Genomic DNA, 424 nt, shown 5'->3' with positions numbered 1-424 from the left:
GTCGCCGCCGTCCAGGAACGCGAGGGGCTGCCGATCGAGGGCAGCCGCACCTACTACGACCTCAGCCTCTACTGGGTCGGCTGGTACGTGGGCCTGGGCACCGTCCTGTTCGCCGCACTCGGCCTCGCCCTGGTCCTGCGCCGCGTCACGGCGCGCCGCGAACCCCAGTGGGTCCTGCCCGCCATGCTGTTGGTGTGGACGGTGGGCACCACCCTCCTGCGCCCCGCCATCACCCCCGACCACCCGTGGGCGAGCAGACGGCTGATCGCCCTGGTCATCCCGGCGTTCATCCTGTTCGCCGTCTGGTTCCTGGCCTGGCTCACGCGCTACTGCGACCGCGCTGTCCGGCTCGACGGCAGCGGGCCGCTCATACGCTCCCTTCCGACCGTGGTCGCCGCGGGCGCCTCAGTGGCCATGATCGTGC

At 71.9% G+C, this 424-nt stretch carries 1 pseudogene; it reads left to right on the top strand.

From position 1 onward, the window contains the following. Window positions 1-424 (top strand): annotated as a pseudogene (locus D471_RS32460) (hypothetical protein); the annotation flags it as partial.

Source organism: Nocardiopsis lucentensis DSM 44048 (genome assembly GCF_000341125.1).
Taxonomy (GTDB): Bacteria; Actinomycetota; Actinomycetes; order Streptosporangiales; family Streptosporangiaceae; genus Nocardiopsis; species Nocardiopsis lucentensis.
The sequence above is the reverse complement of the archived record's forward strand: the minus strand, read 5'-3'. Positions and strand labels throughout refer to the sequence as shown.